This window comes from Pseudomonas sp. MF4836, from assembly GCF_002018875.1.
GTDB lineage: Bacteria > Pseudomonadota > Gammaproteobacteria > Pseudomonadales > Pseudomonadaceae > Aquipseudomonas.
This window is the reverse complement of the sequence record NZ_MVOL01000004.1, coordinates 276684-298753: the sequence shown is the minus strand read 5'-3', so window position 1 is coordinate 298753 and position 22070 is coordinate 276684. Positions and strand designations below refer to the sequence as shown.

Below are 22070 nucleotides of genomic sequence, written 5' to 3'. Positions count from 1 at the left end.
TTAGTGTCCTGCGGCCTTGACCACAATGGCGGTGATGTTGTCCGGGGCGCCCCGGGTCAGGCCCAGGTGGATCAGGCTGCGTACCACGTCATGGGGGTCGGTGTGGCACAGCACATCGCGCAATTCGTGGTCTTCGGCGGTCTTGTTCAGGCCGTCGCTGCACAGCAGGAAACTGTCGCCGGCCTGCACCTGCAGGTCGACCTGGGACAATTCCAGGTGCGCCTCGACGCCCACCGCGCGGGTCACGATATTGGCCCGCGGGTGAACCCGAGCCTCGGCCTCGCTGAGCAGGCCACTGTCCTGCAGGTCCTGGACGTAGCTGTGATCGCGGGAGATGGCGTCGAGCTGGCCGTCGCGCAGGCGATACAGGCGGCTGTCACCGGCCCACAGGCACACGCCGCGGGCACCGCGCACGGCCAGCAGGACCACGGTGCTGCCCATCATGTTCACCCCACGGTTGGCGGTTTCTTCACGCACGGCGGCATTGACCGCCGCCAGGCCGTTGCGCAGGGCCGCGACGTAAGCCTCGAGGCTGTCGCCGGCCGGAATCCGGCGCAGGCTGTCGACGATCAGGCTGCTGACGTAATCGCCGGCGGCGTGCCCACCCATGCCGTCGGCCACCAGCCATAGGCCGGTTTCCGGGGCTTCGAGAAAAGCGTCTTCATTGATTTTGCGCACCATGCCCACGTGGCTGTAGCTCGCGGACTGGTAGGACAGTTGAGGCGCTGAGCGCATGTTAGACGGCACCTTCTTGTCCGAGCAGAAACTGCGCGAAATCATTGGCTGGCGGCAAACCCGGGCAACGCAACAGCATCGGGCTGATGCTCTGCGACCCACGGCCCCACCAGAAACTCATGCCCTCGCAAGCCTGGGCCGCGAGCACGGCGCCGCGCTCCCGAGGCTCGCTGACGGCAAATTGCTGCAAACCGGCAAAGCGGCTGCCCGGCACTTTCGGCGTCGCAGCGGGGGCTGGCAGGTCCTGCATCGCCTGCTCCAGGGCTTCGAAACTGGCGTCTTCATCCAGGGTGCCCAACAGCAACTCCTCGACGTGCTCGAACCACAGGTCCGGGCCCACCACCAGGGACGCCAGGTCGCTGTCGTGATCGAGCAGGGCCGCGATGGTCAGGGGGAAATAGCGCCCGACCCGGTCGATGCTCGGCATCACCACGCCAACCGCCGCCTGGGCGCCACACACCCCCGGCGCCAGAGCGAAGCGCCACAGCGGGCTGACCAGATAAGCATTGAGCCACTCGCTGCCCAGGGTCTGCTGGCTGGCCAGCAACCCGGCCGCCAGCCAGCTGTCCCAGGGGCCGATAAAGCCCTGGGGCAAGCCGCGACTGACAAAGTCGCCCCGGCTGGCCAATTTGCCGTAGAAGCCCTGGGTCGTCATAGCCGCTCCGGCAAGCTGAAGCCGCTGAGCACACGGCTCTTGAACGGGTTGAAGGCGCTGTTGGCGCGCAACTCGTAGGAGATGCTCGCGCCATCGATGCGCAGCCGCAGGTTGAAGCGGTCCGGCGAATTGCCAGCGGTCAGGTCCGACTGCTCCAGCAGGCGGAACCAGGCCCAGGGGCCGTCCAGGGTGACGCCGGAGCGACCGTTGGCCGACGGCGGCATGATCGACAGCCGCACCACGCCGATGCTGCCCGGGTTCGGCCACTGCATGGCCACCGGCCGGCTCGGGCCGTGGTCATAGCTCAATTGCTGGCCGTCGAGGTCGAGCAGGAACTGGCTGATGCTGGCGTCCATTGCCACCGGCTTGAGTTCGAAACGCACCGCTGGCGAGGTGCCGCCGGAACGGAAGAACGCATCACGAATGCTCGCCGCGCGCTGGAAGGTCTGCAGCACGCCCGGGGCGATCCCGAGCTTCTGCGCCGCGCCCGGCTGCCAGCGCCAGGTGGCCGCGGAGGTGTCGACGTAGGGTTGCAGGTACTTGCGGAAGTAGTTGTCCATCACCCCGCCCACCCCGAAGAACTGGCCGAAGTCATCCAGAGTGGCGTCCCGCGCACTGCCGGGCGACATCGGATAACGCCCGCTCAGGGACTGGCGATAAACGTTCACCACCTCGCTGACCCAGGCCGCGTTCAACTGGTTGCGCACGCCGCCCATCACCGTATTGGTGGTGGAGGTGACCACCGACTTGACCAGCCCCTGGACCAGCGGCGGCTGGCGCTCGGCGGTCAGGCTGACCCGGTTGGCCGCAGCGCTGGCCTGGTTTTTGGCCTCGCCCAGCAACGCGTCGCCGCTGGCACCGACCATGGCGCTGACCTGCACATACAGCGCGTTCATGTCCGCCAGCAGGCCGTCGATGGCCGCCGGTTCACCTTCACCCTTGGTCACCAGGCTGTTGAGGTCGGCAAAGTGCGTGCTCACCGGGTCCTCGCTGGCCGCCGCAGGCTGGGTGCCGGCCGCCTGCTCCTGGCCCAGCAGCGAACCCAGGCGTTGCTTGAGCTGGTCGACGCCCCCGTCGACCTTCTGGCCCTGGGCGGCGATCAGGCGTTCTTCCTGCTGCAGATCGGTTTCCTTGGCCACCGCCACCAGCAGCTTTTTCAGCGGCGAGGTCGGCCCGGAGATGATCCGCAGCACGTCGGCGGCCTGGGCCACGCTGGTGATCGGGACAAAATCGATGTCCGCCAGCAAGGCATCCCACTGGCGCAGGTAGTCCTGGAAATACAGGCGACGCACATCCGCCGCCAGGCTGGCGACGTTCTGCTGGTCGGCCTGGTCGCGGCCCAGTACCCACTGCTCTTCCGCCAGGGTGCCGGCCTGATTGAGGCTGGCCAGGAGGAAGCCTTCGCGGTAACCCTTGGCCGTGAACAGGCCGCTCAGGGGTTCGCCCAGGGGCTTGCCGCTCTTGCGGGTGAACACCAGCGCGGCATCGCGCCCGGCGGCGTCGCTGAGGCGGAAGTCCGGCACGCTGGCCGGCAGTTTCTGGCGCTTGACCCGGTCATACACGCGCTGGGCCACCGGCAACTGCTGCAACTGGCGGCGCAGGTCGTCGATCAGGCGCTGGTCCAGGCGCGCATTGGGCGGGTGTTTGTCGAACAGGGCCTTGAGGTGCTCGGTCAGGGCCAGGCGCTGCTCGGCCGGCAAGTCCCGCGGCAGGCTGCGGTCCCAGTCCAGGGCGATCCAGGCCTTGATGAAGTCCGGATCGTAATGCTCGCCGTCGGCCAGCATCAGGTAGGCCTTGAGGCCTTCGTAGAGGAAGTCCGAATTGCCGCCGCTGTGCAGTTGCTCTTCGATCCGGGTCAGCAGGCGCGGGGCGAATACGGCGATCAGCAGCTTGCGGTAGACGCTGCCGGACTCGGCTTCCAGCATGTCGCCCTGATACAGGCCCAGGCCTTCGGCCCAGCCTGGCGCATCGTCGGACAGGTGCTTGACCGCATTGAGCAGCGGCAGCACCGCCAGCACATCGCGCTGGGCCGGGCTGAGGTTCTGCACCACCGGGCCCAGCGGCGCCAGGCGCTGGTCGACCTGGGCAATGTAGGCCTGGTTGGCACGGTAGCTGATCCACCACAGGGTGCTGACCACCAGCACCAGGGCCACGGTCGCGGCCAGCACGCCACGGGCGATCCACTTGCGCCGGCGCTCGACCTTGGGGTTGACCCCGACCAGGCCACGCTCGGCAAAGGCTACGGCGGTGAACAGTTTTTCGATGAAGTAGCTGCGGCCGGTGCCGGTCTGGCGGGCCAACTGCTGGCGGTCCAGGTTCATGCTCTGGGCCATGCTGCCGATCAGGCGATCGATGGGGCTGCCTTCCTGGGTGCCGCTGGTGAAATACACCCCGCGCAGCAGGACCCGCTCTTCGAAGGCATTGGGTTTGAACACCCCTTCGAGGAAGCTTTGCAGGCAATCCTTGAGCGCCCCGAACTGCTGCGGGAAGCCGTAGATCAGGTCACGCCGCGCCGGGTCGCGTTCCTGTTGCAGGCGCTCGACCAAACGCTCGTTGAGGCGCTGTTCAAGGCCGGCGAACTCGCTTTGCAGGTGCGCCAGCGGGCTGTCACCACTCTTGCCGTCGTCCAGCTCGAAGGTCATGCCCCAGACCTGGGCCCGCTCTTCCTTGCTCAGGGAGTCAAAGAACTCCATGAACCCGGGCACCAGGTCGAGCTTGGTCAGCATCAGGTAGATCGGGAAACGCACGCCCAGCTCGGTGTACAGCTCCTGGATCCGCGAACGGATCGCCGCCGCGTGGGCCGCCCGTTCGGCGTCGCTGCCCAGCAGCAGGTCGGACAGGCTGATGGCGACGAAGGCGCCATCGATCGGGCGCCGTGAACGCTGGGTTTTCAGCAGGTTGAGAAAGCCCAGCCAGGCCGCCTTGTCCACCGTGGCGTGGCTGTCCTGGGTGGTGTAGCGCCCGGCGGTATCGAGCAGCACGGCCTGGTCGGTAAACCACCAGTCGCAGTTGCGGGTGCCGCCAACGCCGCGCACGGCACCGGCCCCCAACTGCGCAGCCAGGGGAAAGTGCAGCCCGGAGTTGACCAGCGCGGTGGTCTTGCCCGAGCCCGGCGGGCCGATGATCACGTACCACGGCAGCTCATACAGGTTGCGCCGCTCATCGCCGCCAAGCTTGGCCTTTTTCAACAGGGCCAGGGCTTCGTCCATGCGCTGGCGCAGGCTCGCCAGCTCTTCGGCGGTGGCCACGCTGTCCGGGTCCGGCGGGGTGTCGGCGGCCAGGCTTTGCAAGACCTTGGCCGCATGACGCCGGGCCTGGATGATGCGAAACACCCGGTAGGCGATCCACACCGCGAAGATGAAAATGATCAACCCCCAGCGCCGACCTTCCGGCACTAGGGCTTCGAGCAGCGGCCCGATAAACCAGATGATCAGGCTCAAGGCGATCAGGCCCAGCAGCGGGATCACCCAGCGAATCACAAAACTGAAAAACGCCTTCACTCGACCCCCTCCGCCAACACAGTGATTTCTACCCGACGATTACGCGCACGCCCTTCCGGGGTGGCGTTGGACGCCAATGGCTCGGTGTCGCTGCGGCCCTCGGCGCTGAAGCGCTCCGGTTGCCCGGTCTTGGCCGCCAGGATCTGCAACACCGACTCGGCACGGGCCTGGGACAGCTTCCAGTTGGACGGGAAGCGCAAAGTGGCGATCGGCCGGTTGTCACTGTGGCCGGTAACCCGCACCTGGCCCTTGACCTTGCGGATGGCGTCGGCGATGCGCAGCATCAGGGGCTGGTAGTCATCGACGATGCCGGCGCTGGCCGAAGCGAACAGTTCGTCGCCACGGATGGTCACGATCGAGCGGTCGACGGCGTCTTCCACCGCCACCCGCCCGGCCTTGATCTCATCGGCAAGGAAGCCCGCCAGTCGCGGACGCTCCACCAGCTTGGGCTGAATCACCGGCCGGTCGATGGCCTGCACCGGGATCTCGCCCAGGGCATGAATATTCTTGAACACCGGCTCGGCATCCGAAGCCAGCTTCATGCGCAGGCCGAACAGCAGCGCCAGCAGCAGCGCCAGGCCGATGGCCACGCCCACCCAGGGCGGCATGAATTGCGCCAGGCGATCACGGGCCACGCTGACCCCACGCCAATGGGGCGACAGCTCGCGCTCGTGTTCGCCACGGGCGCTGCGAATGGTCGCGGCCGTGCGCTCGCGCAGGGCCTCGAGCTGGCTACGGCCGTCGTTCATTACCCGGTAGCGCCCTTCAAAACCCAGGCACATGCACAGGTACAACAGCTCCAGCAGATACAGGCGTTCGCGCGGGCTTTGCAGGCAGTGCTCCAGCAACTGGAAGACTTTCTCGCCGCCCCAGGCTTCGTTGTGCACGGTGATCAGCAGGCTCTGCTTGCCCCAGTCGCTGGTGCTGCCCCATGGCGTGCTCAACACCGCTTCATCGAGGGCGGTGCACAGCGCATAACGCGCCAGCAGCACATCGTTGCGCGCCACACCGGCGGCCTCGGCACGCTCCTCGAACTGGCGCAGGTAGGCCAGCAGTTGCGCGCGCAGGCTGGCTGGCGCCGGGTGGGCAATGGTGCTGCGCAACCGGGTCAACAGCGCCAGCAACGGGCCGGCGGCGCTTTCCAGCGGGTTCAGGCCCCGGGCCTGGCCGGTCAGCGGCGGCGCGGCCGGCATGGCCAGGGGCTGGGCCGCAGCGGCGGCCGGCCGGGAGCTGTCCGGGCCACGGCCACCGGGACGCGGCATGAACTGGGTACGGTCGTTGGCGGCAGACGGCTGCCCTGGCGAATCATCGTTGGGATGCATCGCGGTTTATCCTCGGATGGCCCAGAAGGCCAGGTTCAAGCCCGGAAATTCGCCGGCCACGTGGAACGCAAAACCACCGGAATGGATCAGCTGTTTCCAGTGTTCGCTGCCACGGTCGAGTTCGTAATAGGTCGAGCCCGCGTGGTACGGCAGCTGCCGCGGCGCCACCGGCAGCGGCAGCAGGCCGATCCCCGGCAGTTGCAGGTTGACCAGATCGCGGATGTGCTCCACCGAGCCGACCTTGCTCTGCTGGGCGAAGCGCCCGCGCAGGGTTTCCCCCGGCACATCGGCCCGCACTACCAGGATGAAGCTGGCGTTGTCGATCAGGGTCTTGTCCGCCAGCATCGCCACGTGCACGCCGTAGGCTTTCTCGACAATCGGAATCGGCGTCGCCTTGCTGTCGATCAGCATCGACAAGGCTTCGCGCAGCGCCTGCATCACCGGGGCGAAGCTCGCCGCCAGTTCGTCGTGCTGGTACTGCGGGTACTCGGCCGGGCGCCGGCCGGCGCTGGAGAAGGTGGCAAATTCGCCGGCCAGGCCTACCAGCTCGCTGTACAAGCGCTCGGGGTGCAGCGGGCTGAGCTGGGCCAGGTGCGCCACCAGCGGCTGGGCCCGGTTGACCAGTTGCAGCAGCATGAAGTCGGCAATTTCCGAGGCACCGCCCGCCCCCGAGGCCACTACTCGCCCGGCCAGGGCTTCGCCACGCTGATGGAGCAGGCCCAGCAGTTCGCTGCGAAACGCGGTCAGCGGTTTCGACGCCGCCACATCCAGCACCGGCGGGATGTAGCTGTCATCGAGGATCAGTGCACGGTCGGCACGCTTTTCCTTGACCCGCACCAGGCCGATGGCGGCGTAGTCGCTCAGGCCGTCCTGCACCGTCAGCAGGCGCAAGGCCCGGGAACCGACGGCCACCGGCGCACGGTTTTCGAACGGCGCGTTGTCATCACGCACCTCGCGCACCTGGCTCAGGTAGCGCGCAGCGCCCAGCTCTTCACCTTCGTCGACGGTGTCCCGGGCGCCGGCGCGCTTGAGCGGCAGGGCCAGGTACACCAGGCCATCGCGCAGGCTGTCGTCAATGCTCAGCGGGCTCGGTGCCAGGTCGTCATGGGGGATATTGAACGGCGTGCCGTCGGGCAACAGGCCGCGCGCCGAGACAATCGCCAGCTTGCCCTGGGCCAGCAGGCCCTGGTCGATCAGCAGCTCGGAGAAGCCCCAGGCACCTGCGGACAACGGCCGGCTACGGGCATCGATTAGGTTTTCCAGGTAACGGTCATGCTGCTGGAAGTGCTGGGTTCCAATGAACATGCCTTCCGACCAGACCACGCGATTGTTCCAGGACATGGTTGCTCCGATTGCCTATTGGGCAGGGCTGGATGGGGACGCCGCGACCACACCGCGAATCGCGCGGGCATCGAGGCTGATCTGATATTCGGTGCGCTGCCTTGGCGGCACATTCATCACCGCGCGCCATTGCGCCCGGTCCACGTCGCGATAGCCCACCAGCAGGCCGATCTGGCGTGTGGCCGGGTCGAGGGTGCGCTCCAGGTTCAACTGGTCACCGGGCTGGATCAGCACTTCGTCCTGATCGATCAGGTCGGCGCCCAGGGTCGCCTGGGCCCGCTCGGCCAGGGCGAAGTAGTCGGAACGGGCGAATGTCGCCGGATTCTTCAGCTCGAACAGCCGCACCCGCACCGGGGCGGGCACCCCGTCGGGCCCAGGGTTGAGCCCGGGGGAGGCGGAAAAATGCAGTTCGATGGTGGCCGTGGTGAGCGCATCCGGTGCCGCCTCGGCGGGGGCTGCTGCCTCATCCTTGGCACATGCCGCAAGCAGCAGCATGGCGACCAATGTCAGAAATCGTTGAATCATCCTGCGTCCTCAATGACGTATCAGCTGTCCGTGAATCCGTGTTTGCTGGGGTTGGGTCGCGCTCAGGAGCGGCGTACCCGGCTGGTGTGTTCTTCGTAGGCGCGGCTGAACTCCCGACCGAACAGGTCCTGGAAGTCGTCCTGGGCCTCGCGGGAAATCTGGCTGTAGAGCGCGGTGAACTGCTGCCAGTACTGGGCCTGGCGCGAGCCGCTGAACAGGTTGCTCAAACCACCGGGCTTGCCCATGCGCGCCTCCAGCTCGGCAGGTTCGAAACGCTGCAACAGGTGCTTGATCGCCGCTTCCACCCCGGCCATCACCGCCAGTTGGTGGGCGCGCAGATCGTCGAAGCTGTCCTGCACCGCCTGGTCCGGAGCCATGAACGCCTGCTTGCTGTGGCGCAGCATCAGCAACATGGCTTCATCGACATTCGGCGCGAATTTGAGCGGGTTGTTTTCCACCGGGCGGATCATGGTCTGCTGCATGCGGAACTCGCCCTTGAGGCTGCTGCGGGCGCGCAACACATCGATCAGGCCCTCGACCATCAGCCGGTAGCTGCGGCCGATGCTTTCCATCTGCGCCTCGGCCTGCTCCTTGTCGATACGCAACTGGTCCAGGCCGGCACCGCGCAGAAAAGCCTGCAGCAGATCGGCCTGGGGGCTGGCGGCAACGGCGGCGGGCACCGGCTCGGGCACGGGTGCCGGCGCGCTGACGGGCGGCTCGGGTTGCACCACCGGCGCCACGGCGACTGCCACGGCCACCGGAACCACCTGCAACTGGGGCTGAGGCGGCGCCGCCGGCGGTTGGGCGGGCGCCTGGATCTGCGGTTGCGGTTGGGGCGCCAGGCTGGTCGGCAGTGGCGCGATCGGTTCCAGGGGCGGCCATTGCACGGGGGGTTCGCTGCGCGGCAGCGGGGTGTCGGCAAACAGGTCCCAGTCTTCCGGGATCACCGAAGCCGCCACCGGTGGTGCGGGCGGGGCTTCGACCACAGGCGCCGGAATGCTGGTGGGGCTTGGCGGGCGGAAATCATGCTGCTCGGCCGGCACATGGTCGGGCTGGGTGGCAGGCGGCGTGGCCGTGGGGCTCAGGAAATCGAACAGGTCGGGCATGGTGTCCAGCGCCGACCCACCCTGGAAGTGCGCCACCGGCGCGCTCGGAATAATCGGCGCGGCACTGGGCAGCGGCTGTTGCCGCCCCATCAGGGCTTCAAAACTGTTGGATGAATCCACCGCGAACGGCTGGGCCTGGGCGCTGTTCAGGTTGAAGTCGATACGGGCACTGATTTCGTAATCGCCGATGCGAATGACCTCGCCATCCTGCAAGGGCTCGCTATTGCCACGGCGCAGACGAATACCGGCGTTGAGCAACTCCACGCCGTTAGTGCTGTTATCGGTTAAATAATAACGACCGTCCTTGTATTGAATAGAGCAATGTCGCGCCGAAACTAAACGCTCAGGATCGGGAAGTACCCAGTCATTATCAGAGGCACGGCCAATTGATATCACGCCACGATCCATTACTTTCTCGGGGCATTGACCTGGGGTGATCTTGTGATAACTAGTGATAGTCAAACACAGCGACATCTCGCCTCCTTGCTGGGTGTTTCGCCTGCGAACCGGGTACGGGGAAAAAGTTCCGTAAAAAACCGGCAAACTTTGAAAAAATCCTTTCAATGCCGGTTTTACCAGCACGTTCACTTAATTTGCCCGCCCCAGGTGACAGAACGCCGCTCACCGTCCCTCACACTGACCCAATAGTCAGGTCAGGATATTGGAGACTTATCACTGTCATGCGGGGCGAATAGCTTACCTTGACAAGCCACAAGTACTACACCAAAAATGCACAACTTCTTGAATACGGATGATGGCTTACTAATATCAGTGAGTCTATATAAGCAAGAATGTGCTGCAGTTCACAAAGAACTTCCGCGCTAATTGCCTGACTGTCCCGCAGGCTGATATGGAGATCGAAACAGGTGGATGTGCCAATGCTGCTCGCCGCAATTTCCGAGACTTCGCCTTGTGGCGAAGACCTGGAATATGACGCGGACTTTTTGCACCTGGAGCGGGCCGCACAAGGCCAGCCCGAGCGCAGCATGGGTGATTCGATCCTGCCTGCCGAAGCGCCCGATTGGCGCAGCGTCCAGCAGCAGAGCCTGGACCTGCTCGCGCGCAGCAAAGACCTGCGCATCGCCCAACTGCTCCTGCAAAGCAGCCTGGCCCTTGAAGGCCTGCCGGGCCTGGCCACGTCCCTGACCCTGATCAGCGAACTGCTCCTGCAGTACTGGCCGCACCTGCACCCGCGCCTGGATGCAGACGACAACAACGACCCCACGGTACGCATCAACGCCCTGGCTGGCCTGACCTCGGACGCCACCGTGCGCCTGCTGCGCGAAAGCATCCTGACCCGCTCCCGCGCCTTTGGCCCGGTCAGCCTGCGGGCGGCGTTCAACGCCAGCGGGTTGCAGAGCTTCTCCGGCGAGACCCTGGGCGCCGATCACCTGGCCGGGGCCATGCGCGACAGCGACCCCGAGCAGCTGGAGCAGGTACGCGCGGCCTTGAACCAGGCCCGCAGCGCCGCCGAAGCCATCGAACAACAGGTCAACGAGCAGGTCGGTTCGGCCAGTGGCGTCGATCTTTCGGCCCTCAAGCAGCCGCTGAAAATGGCCCTGCAAGTGCTCGGTCAGCACGCCCCGCAAGGCGTCGAGAGTGCGCCTGTGGCCAGCGCCGATGAGCCGGTGGCCGACGCCCCCGGGCAACCGCTGGCCGTGGCCGCCGTGCCCCGGGTGTCGGGCGAGATCGGCAACCGCGACGACGTGCTGCGCAGCCTCGACCGGCTCCTGGCCTACTACAGCCGCCATGAGCCTTCGAGCCCGCTGCCCGTGCTGTTGAACCGGGCCAAGAACCTGGTGCACGCCGACTTCGAGTCGATCGTGCGCAACCTGATTCCCGATGGCATGTCCCAATTTGAAAACCTGCGCGGCCCCGAAAGCGACTAACCACGCCCGGAGCAAGCAGTCCCGTTAACGGCAACCACCGATGACGCCAACACCGTCGCAGTAGCGACCAGGAGCAGCAACGTGGCGAAGCAAAGTTCTCAGAAGTTCATCGCGCGCAACCGTGCGCCCCGCGTGCAGATCGAGTACGACGTCGAACTCTACGGCGCCGAGAAAAAGGTCCAGCTGCCCTTTGTCATGGGTGTGATGGCCGATCTCGCGGGCAAGCCGGCCGAGCCCCTGGCGGCGGTTGAGGATCGCAAGTTCCTGGAGGTCGACGTTGACAACTTCGACTCGCGCCTCAAGGCCATGCAGCCGCGCGTCGCGTTCCATGTACCCAACGAACTGACCGGCGAAGGCAACCTGAGCCTGGATATCACCTTCGAAAGCATGGACGACTTCAGCCCGGCCGCCGTGGCGCGCAAGGTCGACTCGCTGAACCAGCTGCTCGAAGCCCGTACCCAGCTGGCCAACCTGCTGACCTACATGGACGGCAAGACCGGTGCCGAAGAAATCATCATGAAAGCCATCAAGGATCCGGCGTTGCTCCAGGCCCTGGCCAGCGCGCCAAAGCCTGCGGACTCCGAGCCGAACGCTTAATCAGGACTTACGATCATGACCGAATCGATGCGTGACAATCAGTCCCAGCCCGCCGGGACCGAGCAGGCCAGCGAATTTGCCTCGCTGCTGCTGCAAGAATTCAAACCCAAGACCGAGCGTGCCCGCGAAGCCGTCGAAACCGCCGTCCGCACCCTGGCCGAACAGGCCCTGGCGCAGACTGACCTGGTGTCCAACGATGCGATCAAGTCGATCGAATCGATCATTGCCGCCATCGACGCCAAGCTCACCGCCCAGGTCAACCAGGTGATCCACCACCCGGACTTCCAGAAACTGGAAAGCGCCTGGCGTGGCCTGCACTACCTGGTGAACAACACCGAAAGCGACGAGCAGCTGAAAATTCGCGTGCTCAACATCTCCAAGCCGGAGCTGCACAAAACCCTGAAGAAATTCAAGGGCACGGCCTGGGACCAGAGCCCGATCTTCAAGAAGATGTACGAAGAGGAATACGGCCAGTTCGGCGGCGAGCCGTACGGCTGCCTGGTGGGCGACTACTACTTCGACCAGTCGCCACCGGATGTCGAGCTGCTGGGCGAGCTGTCGAAAGTCTGCGCCGCCATGCACTCCCCGTTCATCGCCGCGGCCTCGCCGACCGTGATGGGCATGGGCTCGTGGCAGGAACTGTCGAACCCGCGCGACCTGACCAAGATCTTCACCACCCCGGAATACGCCGGCTGGCGTTCGCTGCGTGAATCGGAAGATTCGCGCTACATCGGCCTGACCATGCCGCGCTTCCTGGCGCGCCTGCCGTACGGCGCCAAGACCGACCCGGTGGAAGCCTTCGCCTTCGAAGAAAACACCGACGGCGCCGACAGCTCCAAGTACACCTGGGCCAACGCCGCCTACGCCATGGCGGTGAACATCAACCGTTCGTTCAAACACTTCGGCTGGTGCTCGCGGATTCGCGGCGTGGAGTCGGGTGGCGAGGTTGAAAACCTGCCGGCGCACACCTTCCCGACTGACGACGGTGGTGTGGACATGAAATGTCCGACCGAGATCGCGATCTCCGACCGCCGCGAAGCGGAACTGGCGAAGAACGGTTTCATGCCGCTGCTGCACAAGAAAAACACCGACTTCGCGGCCTTTATCGGCGCCCAGTCGTTGCAGAAACCGGCCGAATACGACGACCCGGATGCCACGGCCAACGCCAACCTGGCGGCGCGCCTGCCGTACCTGTTCGCCACCTGCCGTTTCGCTCATTACCTGAAGTGCATCGTGCGCGACAAGATCGGCTCCTTCAAAGAGAAGGACGAGATGCAGCGCTGGTTGCAGGACTGGATCCTGAACTACGTCGACGGTGATCCGGCGCACTCCACCGAAACCACCAAGGCCCAGCACCCGCTGGCGGCTGCCGAGGTGATTGTCGAGGAAGTGGAAGGCAACCCGGGCTACTACAACTCCAAGTTCTACCTGCGCCCGCATTACCAGCTCGAAGGGCTGACCGTGTCGTTGCGCCTGGTCTCGAAGTTGCCGTCCGCCAAGGGCGCGTAAACCGCAATAACCTGTCGCCGCTGCCCAGGTACGAGGCAGCGGCGGCAGCTCGGATCGAACGACGCAGTCTTCTGGCTACAGAAGCAGAACCAACATCGTGGCAAGTGCCACATAGGGAGAAAACATGGCTGTTGATATTTTCATCAAGATCGGTGACATCAAGGGCGAGTCCATGGACAAGGCCCACAAGGACGAGATCGACGTCCTGAACTGGAGCTGGGGCATGTCGCAGTCCGGCAATATGCACGTTGGTGGTGGCGGTGGCGCAGGCAAGGTCAACATCCAGGACCTGTCGCTGACCAAGTACGTCGACAAGGCATCGCCGAACCTGATGATGCTCTGCTCCAGCGGCAAGCACATCGACAAAGTGCGCCTGACCGTGCGCAAGGCCGGCGGCGAAAGCCAGGTCGAGTACATGATCATCGACCTCGAAGAAGTCCTGGTCACCTCGCTGAGCACCGGCGGTTCGGGCAGCGATGATCGCCTGACCGAAAACATCACCCTGAACTTCGCCCAGGTGATGGTCGAGTATCAGCCGCAGAAAGCCGACGGCAGCAAAGATGGCGGCGCCATCAAGTACGGCTGGAACATCCGCTCGAACACCAAGCGCTGATTCCGTCTGCAGCGCTGCCACCGGTTGCCTTCGCAGCCTGTGGCAGCGGCTGCAGGGTTCGCTTCGAACCTGATTCCATGCCCCTCTCCCGCTCCGGTGCCTGAACCCATGGCTATGCCTGTCTCCATTACGTCATGCCCTCGCAACCCGACCGTGGAGCTGCCTCTGTGGTAAGCGAAATCGCCGCGCGCGACCGCCTGCAACCGTCCTTGCTCGATCGCCTGAGCGACGACGAACCGGGCAACCTCAAGGAAAGCGCCGACAAGCGCGTGCTGTCCCTGACCCAATTGAAGAATTCCGTGCTGCGCGACCTGACCTGGTTGCTCAACACCACCTCCCTGCTCGACGCCGACGCCACGCTGCACACCCCGGCCGGCACCTCGGTGATCAACTACGGCCTGCCGGCGCTGGCCGGGCACAGTGCGTCGAGCATTGATATCGCGGCCCTGGAAAGCCTGATCCACCAGGCCATCGCCACCTTCGAGCCACGCATCCTGCGCAACACCTTGCGCGTGCGGGCGCGAACCGCCCCTGGCGAGATGAACCACAACGCCTTGAGCTTCGAAATCGAAGGCGACCTGTGGGCCCAGCCGGTGCCCCTGCGCCTGCTGCTGCAGACCGACCTGGACCTGGAGTCCGGGAATGTGCGAGTGGTCCAGGCCGACCAGCGGAGGCGCCCATGAACCCGCGCCTGCTGGAGCTGTACAACCAGGAACTGCACCACGTGCGCGAGAGCGCCGCGGAGTTCGCCAAGGAATACCCGAAGATCGCCAGCCGCCTGACCCTGTCGGGCATGGACTGCGCCGATCCCTATGTGGAGCGCCTGCTCGAAGGCTTTGCCTACCTGACTGCGCGGGTGCAGTTGAAGCTCGACGCCGAGTACCCGACCTTCACCCACAACCTGCTGGAAATCGCCTACCCGCACTACCTGGCGCCGACCCCGTCGATGACCGTGGTGCAGATGCAGGCCGACCCGGACGAAGGCTCCCTGAGCGGCGGCTTCACCCTGGAGCGCGACACCACTCTGCGCGCCGCCCTGGGCCGCGACACTCAGACCTGCTGCGAGTACCGCACCGCCCACGCGGTGACGTTGTGGCCGTTGCAGGTCGCCAGTGCCGAGTACTTCGGCAACCCCTCGGCGGTGCTCGGGCGCCTGGCCGCCAGCGAGCCCAAGGCCAAGGCCGGGTTGCGCCTGACCTTGCGCACCGGTGCCGAGCTGCCGTTCAACAGCCTGGCCCTGGACAGCCTGCCGCTGTACCTCAACGGCAATGACGAACAACCGTTCCGCCTCTACGAGCAACTGCTGGGCAATGCCTGCGCGGTGTTTGCCCGCCAGCCGGGGGGCAACTGGGTCGAGCGCCTGCCGGCCGGGGCCTTGCGCTCCCGTGGTTTCGATGACTGCGACGCGGCCCTGCCCGTGGTGCCCCGCGCCTTCCAGGGTTATCGCCTGTTGCAGGAATACTTCGCCCTGCCCAACCGCTTTCTGTTCGTCGAATTCGCCGAACTGGGTCGCGCCGTGCAGCGTTGCAGCGGCCAGGAGCTGGAGCTGATCGTGCTCTTCGAGCGCCATGACCCCAGCCTGGAAAGCAGCGTCGGCGCGGCGCAGTTCGTGCCCTTCTGCACCCCGGCGATCAACCTGTTCCCCAAGCGCGTGGACCGCATCCACCTTTCGGACCGGGTCAACGAACACCACGTGATCGCCGACCGCACCCGGCCGATGGATTTCGAGATCCACTCCCTGAGCGCCATCAGCGGCCACGGCACCGGCCCGGAACAACCCTTCCTGCCGTTCTATGCGGTGCGCGATCCGTCGCGCTACGGCCGCGACCAGGCCTACTACACCTTGCGCCGCGAACCGCGGGTGCTGTCCAGCGACCAGCGGCGCAACGGCCCGCGCTCGACCTACATCGGCAGCGAAAGCTTCGTCAGCCTGGTGGACAGCCAGCAGGCGCCCTACCGCCACGACCTGCGGCAACTGGGCGTCAGCGCCCTGTGCACCAACCGCGACCTGCCGCTGTTCATGAACGTGGGCAACAGCAAGACCGACTTCACCCTGGCCGACAGTGCCCCGGTGCAAGCCGTGCGCTGCCTGGCGGGGCCCAGCCGGCCGCGCCCCAGCCACGCCCATGACGGCAAGGCCTGGCGCCTGATCAGCCAGCTGTCGCTGAACTACCTGTCGTTGAGCGAACAGGGCCAGGGCGCCGCCGCCCTGCGCGAACTGCTGCGCCTGTACGGCGACAGCAATGACGCCGCCCTGCAATTGCAGATTGAAGGCCTGCGTGAAGTCAGCAGCAAGGCCGTAACCCGGCGCCTGCCGATGCCCGGGCCGATCGTGTTTGGCCGGGGCCTGGAGATCACCCTCGAATTCGATGAAAACGCGTTCCGTGGCACCGGGGTGTTTCTCCTCGGCGCGGTATTCGAGCGCTTCCTGGCACGCTACGTGTCGATCAACAGTTTTACCGAGACGGTGCTACGTACCACCGAACGCGGCGAGATCATGCGATGGAAAGCCAAGCCCGGACGCCGTCCGACTCTTTGAATACGCTGACGGCGATGCACGCCGAGCCCTGGGAATATGATTTCTTCCAGGCGCTGCGGCGTATCGAGTGTCTGTCGCCGCAGTTGCCGCGCTTCGGCCATTCCCTGCGCCTGGCGGACGACCCGCTGCGCCTCGGCCAGCAGGCCGACTGCAGCTTCGCCCCGTCCACCCTGGCGTCGGTAGAGCCTGGCGGCGACGGCGCCCCGGCGCGCCTGGAGCAGTTCTTCTTCGGCCTCGGCGGCCCCAACGGCCCGTTGCCGCTGCACATCACCGAATACGTGCGCGAGCGCCAGCGCAACAACGCCGACAGCACCAGCAAGCGCTTTCTGGATGTGTTCCACCACCGCCTGCTGAGCCTGTTCTACCGGGCCTGGGCCGAGGCCCGGCCAACCGTCAGCCACGACCGTCCGGACGACGATTACTGGTCGGCGCGCCTGGCCGCCCTCAGCGGGCGCGGCATGCCGAGCCTGCTCAAGCAGGGGCTGATCCCGGACACCGCCAAGCTGCACTACAGCGGCCACCTCGCGGCCCAGACCCGTTACCCCGACGGCCTGCGGGCGATCATCGGCGAGTATTTCGGGCTGCCGGTGCAGATCGAGGAATACGTCGGCCAGTGGTTGGAGCTGCCCGAGCGCAGCCGGGTCGGGGTCAGCGCGAATCAGCTGGGGGTGGATTTCTGCCTGGGCAGCCACGTCTGGGATCGCCAGCACAAATTCCGCATCCGCCTCGGGCCGCTGTCCCTGGACGCCTACATGGGCATGCTCCCCGACGGCCAGCAATTCAAGGAACTGGTGGCCTGGGTCGCCGAGTACCTGGGGCACGAACTGGACTGGGACCTGAACCTGGTCCTGGAGCAGGCGCAGGTGCCCGCACTGCAACTCAACGGTCGCTTCCGCCTGGGTTTCAACACCTGGCTCGGCCAACCCGGCAAAGACGCCGATGACTTAATTCTGGCCCGGCACTACGCCGAACTGGCCACTACCTCACGCACATCAAGGAGCACAGAGCATGGGTGAAATCAGTCGCGCAGCGCTGTTCGGCAAACTCAACAGCGTCGCCTACAAAGCCATCGAAGCCGCCACCGTCTTCTGCAAACTGCGGGGCAACCCCTATGTGGAGCTGGCCCACTGGTTTCACCAATTGCTGCAATTGCAGGACTCGGACCTGCACCGCATCGTCCGTCAGTTCAACCTGGAGCCGGCGCGCCTGGCCCGCGACCTGACCGAAGCCCTGGACCGCCTGCCGCGCGGCTCGACCTCGATCACCGACCTCTCGTCCCACGTCGAAGAAGCGGTCGAGCGCGGCTGGGTCTACGGCAGCCTGATGTTCGGCGAAAGCCAGGTGCGCACCGGCTATCTGGTGATCGGCATCCTCAAGACCCCAAGCCTGCGCAACGCGCTGCTGGGGCTGTCCAAAGAGTTCGACAAGATCAAGGTCGAAGCCCTGAGCGAGCGCTTTGACGAATACATCGGCGATTCGCCGGAAAACGCCCTCAGCGCCAGCGACGGCTTCAATGCCGGCGCCGTGCCAGGCGAAGCCAGCGGCGCCATGGCCCCGAGTGCCCTGGGCAAGCAGGAAGCGCTCAAGCGCTTTACCGTCGACCTCACCGAGCAGGCCCGCAGCGGCAAACTGGACCCGATCGTCGGCCGTGATGAAGAGATCCGCCAATTGGTGGACATCCTCATGCGCCGGCGGCAGAACAACCCGATCCTCACCGGTGAAGCCGGTGTCGGCAAAACCGCCGTGGTCGAAGGCTTTGCCCTGCGCATCGTCGCCGGCGATGTGCCGCCGGCACTCAAGGACGTCGAACTGCGCAGCCTGGACGTCGGCCTGCTGCAAGCCGGCGCCAGCATGAAGGGCGAATTCGAACAGCGCCTGCGCCAGGTCATCGAAGACGTCCAGGCCTCGCCCAAGCCGATCATTCTGTTTATCGACGAAGCCCACACCCTGGTCGGTGCCGGTGGCGCCGCCGGCACCGGTGACGCGGCCAACCTGCTCAAGCCGGCCCTGGCCCGTGGCACCCTGCGCACCGTGGCCGCCACGACCTGGGCCGAGTACAAGAAACACATCGAGAAAGACCCGGCCCTGACCCGCCGCTTCCAAGTGGTGCAAGTGGCCGAGCCGTCGGAAGACAAGGCGCTGCTGATGATGCGTGGCGTGGCCTCGACCATGGAGCAGCACCACCAGGTACAGATCCTCGACGAAGCCCTGGAGGCCTCGGTCAAACTCTCGCACCGCTACATTCCGGCGCGCCAGTTGCCCGACAAATCCGTGAGCCTGCTGGACACCGCCTGCGCCCGCGTCGCCATCAGCCTGCACGCGGTGCCGGCCGAGGTGGACGACAGCCGCCGCCGGATCGAAGCCCTGGAAACCGAGTTGCAGATCATCGCCCGCGAACATGCGATCGGGGTCAACATCGGCACCCGGCAAAGCAACAGCGAGGGCCTGCTGAGCGCCGAACGCGAGCGCCTGGCCGAGCTGGAAAGCCGCTGGGCCGAGGAGAAAACCCTGGTCGACGAATTGCTGGCGACCCGCGCCACCCTGCGTGAACGCGCCGGCGTGGTGGACAGCGATGACGGCAGCGAAGACAGCCACGACCTGCGTGAAAAACTGGTCGACCTGCAACAGCGCCTCAGCGCCTTGCAAGGTGAAACCCCGCTGATCCTGCCAACCGTCGACTACCAGGCCGTGGCCTCGGTGGTGGCCGACTGGACCGGGATCCCGGTCGGGCGCATGGCGCGCAACGAACTGGAGACGGTGCTCAACCTCGACCAGCACCTGAAGAAACGCATCATCGGCCAGGACCATGCCCTGCAGATGATCGCCAAGCGCATCCAGACCTCCCGCGCCGGCCTCGACAACCCGAGCAAGCCGATTGGCGTGTTCATGCTGGCCGGCACCTCCGGCGTGGGCAAGACCGAAACCGCCCTGGCCCTGGCCGAAGCCATGTACGGCGGCGAGCAGAACGTGATCACCATCAACATGAGCGAGTTCCAGGAAGCCCATACCGTGTCCACCCTCAAGGGTGCCCCGCCGGGCTATGTGGGCTATGGCGAAGGCGGCGTGCTGACCGAAGCGGTACGGCGCAAACCCTACAGCGTAGTGCTGCTGGACGAGGTGGAAAAAGCCCACCCGGACGTGCACGAGATCTTCTTCCAGGTGTTCGACAAGGGCGTGATGGAGGACGGTGAAGGCCGGGTGATCGACTTCAAGAACACCCTGATCCTGCTCACCACCAACGCCGGCACCGAGCTGATCGCGCAAGTCTGCAAGGACCCGCAGAACGTCCCCGAGCCCGAGGAAATCGCCAAGGCCCTGCGCCAGCCGCTGCTGGAAATCTTCCCCCCGGCCCTGCTCGGGCGCCTGGTGACCATTCCGTACTACCCGCTCAGCGACGACATGCTCAAGGCCATCACCCGCCTGCAACTGGGGCGGATCAAAAAGCGCGTGGAGAACACCCACAAAGTCGCCTTCGACTTCGACGACGAGGTGGTCGACCTGATCGTCTCGCGCTGCAGCGAGACCGAAAGCGGCGGACGGATGATCGACACCATCCTCACCAACAGCCTGCTGCCGGACATGAGCCGCGAGTTCCTGACGCGCATGCTCGAAGGCAAGCCAATGGCCGGGGTGCGCATCAGCCAGCGCAACAACGAATTGCACTACGCGTTCAGTGACGTTGGGGTTTGAGCGCAAGGGGATGTTGCTACGGACTGTAGCCGCCACCGAACGGGGCCCGAGCCTCGCGGTAGCGGCTACAGATCAATTGCCTCTAACGAGATAAACCATGTTATTCACGCAATCCACACGGCTGGCACAGATCAGCAGCCCCTTGGGGCCGGATGTTCTGCTGCTGAAAAACATGGGCGGCGGCGAGGAGCTGGGGCGCCTGTTCGACTACGAGCTGCAACTGACCTCGAACGACGCCGCCATCGACCTCAACCAGCTCCTGGGCAAGCCCATGAGCCTGAGCCTGCAACTGAGCGACGGTGGCGAGCGGCACTTCCACGGCATCGTTTCCCGGTGCAGCCAGAATGTCGACCTGGGCCAGTTCGCCAGCTACCAGGTGACCCTGCGCCCCTGGCTGTGGCTGTTGAGCCGCACCTCCGACTGCCGGATTTTCCAGAACCTGAGCATCCCGCAGATCATCAAGCAGGTGTTTCGCGACCTGGGTTTCTCCGACTTCGAAGACGCCCTGAGCCAGCCTTATCGCGAGTGGGAATACTGCGTCCAGTACCGGGAAAACAGCTTCGACTTCGTCAGCCGGCTGATGGAACAGGAAGGCATCTACTACTTCTTCCGCCATGAAAAAGACCGCCACGTGCTGGTCCTGGCCGATGCCTACGGCGCCCACAGCACCGTGCCCGGCTACGACTCGGTGCCCTACTACCCGCGCGACGAACAGCAGCGCGAGCGCGACCACATCTTCGACTGGCACCTGGCGCAGGAAGTCCAGCCCGGCTCCCTGGAGCTCAACGACTACGACTTTCAGCGCCCCAGCGCACGAATCGACGTGCGCTCGGCCATGCCGCGCCCGCACACCGCCGGCGACTACCCGCTGTACGACTACCCCGGGACCTACGTCCAGAGCCAGGACGGCGAACACTACGCGCGCACCCGCATCGAGGCCCTGCAAAGCCTGCACGAACGGGTCGAACTCAGCGGCAACGCCCGCGGCCTCGGCGCCGGCCACCTGTTCAGCCTCAGCGGCTTCAGTCGCCAGGACCAGAACCGCGAATACCTGATCGTCGGCGCGCGCTACTACATCGTCCAGGAAAGCTTGGAGTCGGGCGGCGGTGGCGGCGGCGCGCAGTTCGAAAGCGGCCTGACCTGCATCGACGCCCAGCAAAGCTTCCGGCCCCTGGCCGACACCCACCGGCCCGTCGTCAAAGGCCCGCAGACCGCCATCGTGGTCGGCCCCAGCGGCGAGGAAATCTGGACCGACCAGTTCGGCCGGGTCAAGGTGCACTTCTACTGGGACCGCCACGACCAGTCCAACGAAAACAGCTCCTGCTGGATCCGCGTCTCCCAGGCCTGGGCCGGCAAGAACTGGGGCTCGATGCAGATCCCGCGGATCGGCCAGGAAGTCATCGTCAGCTTCCTCGAAGGCGACCCCGACCGCCCGATCATCACCGGCCGCGTGTACAACGCCGAGCAGAGCGTGCCCTACGACCTGCCCGCCAACGCCACCCAGAGCGGCATGAAAAGCCGCTCCAGCAAAGGCGGCTCCCCGGCCAACTTCAACGAAATCCGCATGGAAGACAAAAAGGGCCTGGAGCAGCTGTACATCCACGCCGAGCGCAACCAGGACATCGTGGTCGAGGTCGATGAAAGCCATTCGGTGGGGCATGACCGGAACAAGAGCGTGGGCCGTGACGAAACGGTCACCATCGGCTCGACCCGCCTGCGCGCGGTGGGGGAACTGGACATCCTGGTAGTCGGTGGCAAAAAGACCGACAGCATCAGCCAGAGCTACGTCATCGAGGTCGGCGAGAACCTGCGCCTGGTCTGCGGCGAGAGCGTGCTGGAATTGAACGCCAGCGGCCAGATCAACCTCACCGGCAAACAGATCAGCTTTTATGCCTCGGGCGATGCCGAATTCAACACCGGCGGCGTGCTGCACCTGAACAACGGCGGCAGCGCCGGCGCGAGCCCGGAAGGCCAGGGCATCAAGGGCAGCATCGATGCCAGCGTCAACGCCATGTTTCCCAAGCCCAAGGGCAACCCCTAACCAGAGCC

16 protein-coding genes are annotated in these 22070 nt (G+C 65.4%); 9 read left to right on the top strand and 7 right to left on the bottom strand.

Going from position 1 to position 22070, the window contains the following annotated elements:
- The 7 genes from MF4836_RS11530 to tagH all read right to left on the bottom strand — a co-directional run bounded on the left by MF4836_RS11530 (position 1) and on the right by tagH (position 9658).
- Entirely contained in the window at positions 1–735 is a 735-nt protein-coding gene (locus MF4836_RS11530; RefSeq protein WP_078470440.1) for a PP2C family protein-serine/threonine phosphatase, read from the bottom strand.
- A 1-nt stretch (position 736) separates the two neighbouring features.
- Positions 737–1390: a type VI secretion system-associated protein TagF gene (tagF, locus tag MF4836_RS11525; protein WP_078470439.1), complete on the bottom strand. Its 654-nt coding sequence runs from the start codon at positions 1388–1390 to the stop codon at positions 737–739.
- Positions 1387–4890, bottom strand: coding sequence for a type VI secretion system membrane subunit TssM (gene tssM, locus MF4836_RS11520; protein ID WP_078470438.1), 3504 nt, complete (start codon positions 4888–4890; stop codon positions 1387–1389). Before tssM ends, tagF begins: the two co-directional genes overlap by 4 nt.
- On the bottom strand, positions 4887–6212 hold the full coding sequence (locus tag MF4836_RS11515; protein WP_078470437.1) for a DotU family type VI secretion system protein: 1326 nt from the start codon (positions 6210–6212) through the stop codon (positions 4887–4889). Before MF4836_RS11515 ends, tssM begins: the two co-directional genes overlap by 4 nt.
- Before the next feature lie 6 nt (positions 6213–6218).
- Positions 6219–7553, bottom strand: a complete 1335-nt coding sequence (tssK, locus tag MF4836_RS11510) for a type VI secretion system baseplate subunit TssK (RefSeq protein WP_020294506.1) — start codon at positions 7551–7553, stop codon at positions 6219–6221.
- Between the two features lie 15 nt (positions 7554–7568).
- On the bottom strand, positions 7569–8078 hold the full coding sequence (gene tssJ / locus MF4836_RS11505) for a type VI secretion system lipoprotein TssJ (protein WP_078470436.1): 510 nt from the start codon (positions 8076–8078) through the stop codon (positions 7569–7571).
- 62 nt (positions 8079–8140) lie between these two features.
- On the bottom strand, positions 8141–9658 hold the full coding sequence (gene tagH, locus MF4836_RS11500) for a type VI secretion system-associated FHA domain protein TagH (RefSeq protein WP_078470435.1): 1518 nt from the start codon (positions 9656–9658) through the stop codon (positions 8141–8143).
- A gap of 392 nt (positions 9659–10050) precedes the next feature.
- Here tagH and tssA point away from each other — a divergent pair, with 392 nt between their 5' ends.
- The 9 genes from tssA (at position 10051) to MF4836_RS11455 (ending at position 22062) form a co-directional block, all read left to right on the top strand.
- The gene (gene tssA, locus MF4836_RS11495) at positions 10051–11073 is read left to right on the top strand and encodes a type VI secretion system protein TssA (RefSeq protein ID WP_078470434.1); all 1023 of its coding nucleotides are present in this window, start codon (positions 10051–10053) and stop codon (positions 11071–11073) included.
- 81 nt (positions 11074–11154) lie between these two features.
- Positions 11155–11670, top strand: a complete 516-nt coding sequence (tssB, locus tag MF4836_RS11490; RefSeq protein WP_078470433.1) for a type VI secretion system contractile sheath small subunit — start codon at positions 11155–11157, stop codon at positions 11668–11670.
- 15 nt (positions 11671–11685) lie between these two features.
- Positions 11686–13179 carry a type VI secretion system contractile sheath large subunit gene (tssC, locus tag MF4836_RS11485; protein WP_078470432.1) on the top strand — a complete coding sequence of 498 codons (1494 nt, stop codon included), beginning with the start codon at positions 11686–11688 and terminating at the stop codon, positions 13177–13179.
- 124 nt (positions 13180–13303) lie between these two features.
- Positions 13304–13792 (top strand): Hcp family type VI secretion system effector, encoded by a 489-nt coding sequence (locus tag MF4836_RS11480; protein ID WP_078470431.1) that lies wholly within the window; start codon positions 13304–13306, stop codon positions 13790–13792.
- Between the two features lie 167 nt (positions 13793–13959).
- On the top strand, positions 13960–14475 hold the full coding sequence (gene tssE, locus MF4836_RS11475) for a type VI secretion system baseplate subunit TssE (RefSeq protein ID WP_078470430.1): 516 nt from the start codon (positions 13960–13962) through the stop codon (positions 14473–14475).
- Positions 14472–16331 carry a type VI secretion system baseplate subunit TssF gene (gene tssF, locus MF4836_RS11470; RefSeq protein ID WP_078470429.1) on the top strand — a complete coding sequence of 620 codons (1860 nt, stop codon included), beginning with the start codon at positions 14472–14474 and terminating at the stop codon, positions 16329–16331. The genes tssE and tssF overlap by 4 nt, the downstream gene beginning before the upstream one ends.
- A complete protein-coding gene (gene tssG, locus MF4836_RS11465) occupies positions 16295–17347 on the top strand; it encodes a type VI secretion system baseplate subunit TssG (RefSeq protein WP_078470428.1) in 1053 nt (350 codons plus the stop codon). The genes tssF and tssG overlap by 37 nt, the downstream gene beginning before the upstream one ends.
- Positions 17340–20021, top strand: a complete 2682-nt coding sequence (gene tssH / locus MF4836_RS11460) for a type VI secretion system ATPase TssH (RefSeq protein ID WP_078470427.1) — start codon at positions 17340–17342, stop codon at positions 20019–20021. The genes tssG and tssH overlap by 8 nt, the downstream gene beginning before the upstream one ends.
- A gap of 97 nt (positions 20022–20118) precedes the next feature.
- Positions 20119–22062 carry a type VI secretion system Vgr family protein gene (locus MF4836_RS11455; protein WP_078470426.1) on the top strand — a complete coding sequence of 648 codons (1944 nt, stop codon included), beginning with the start codon at positions 20119–20121 and terminating at the stop codon, positions 22060–22062.
- Positions 22063–22070: the final 8 nt, after the last annotated feature.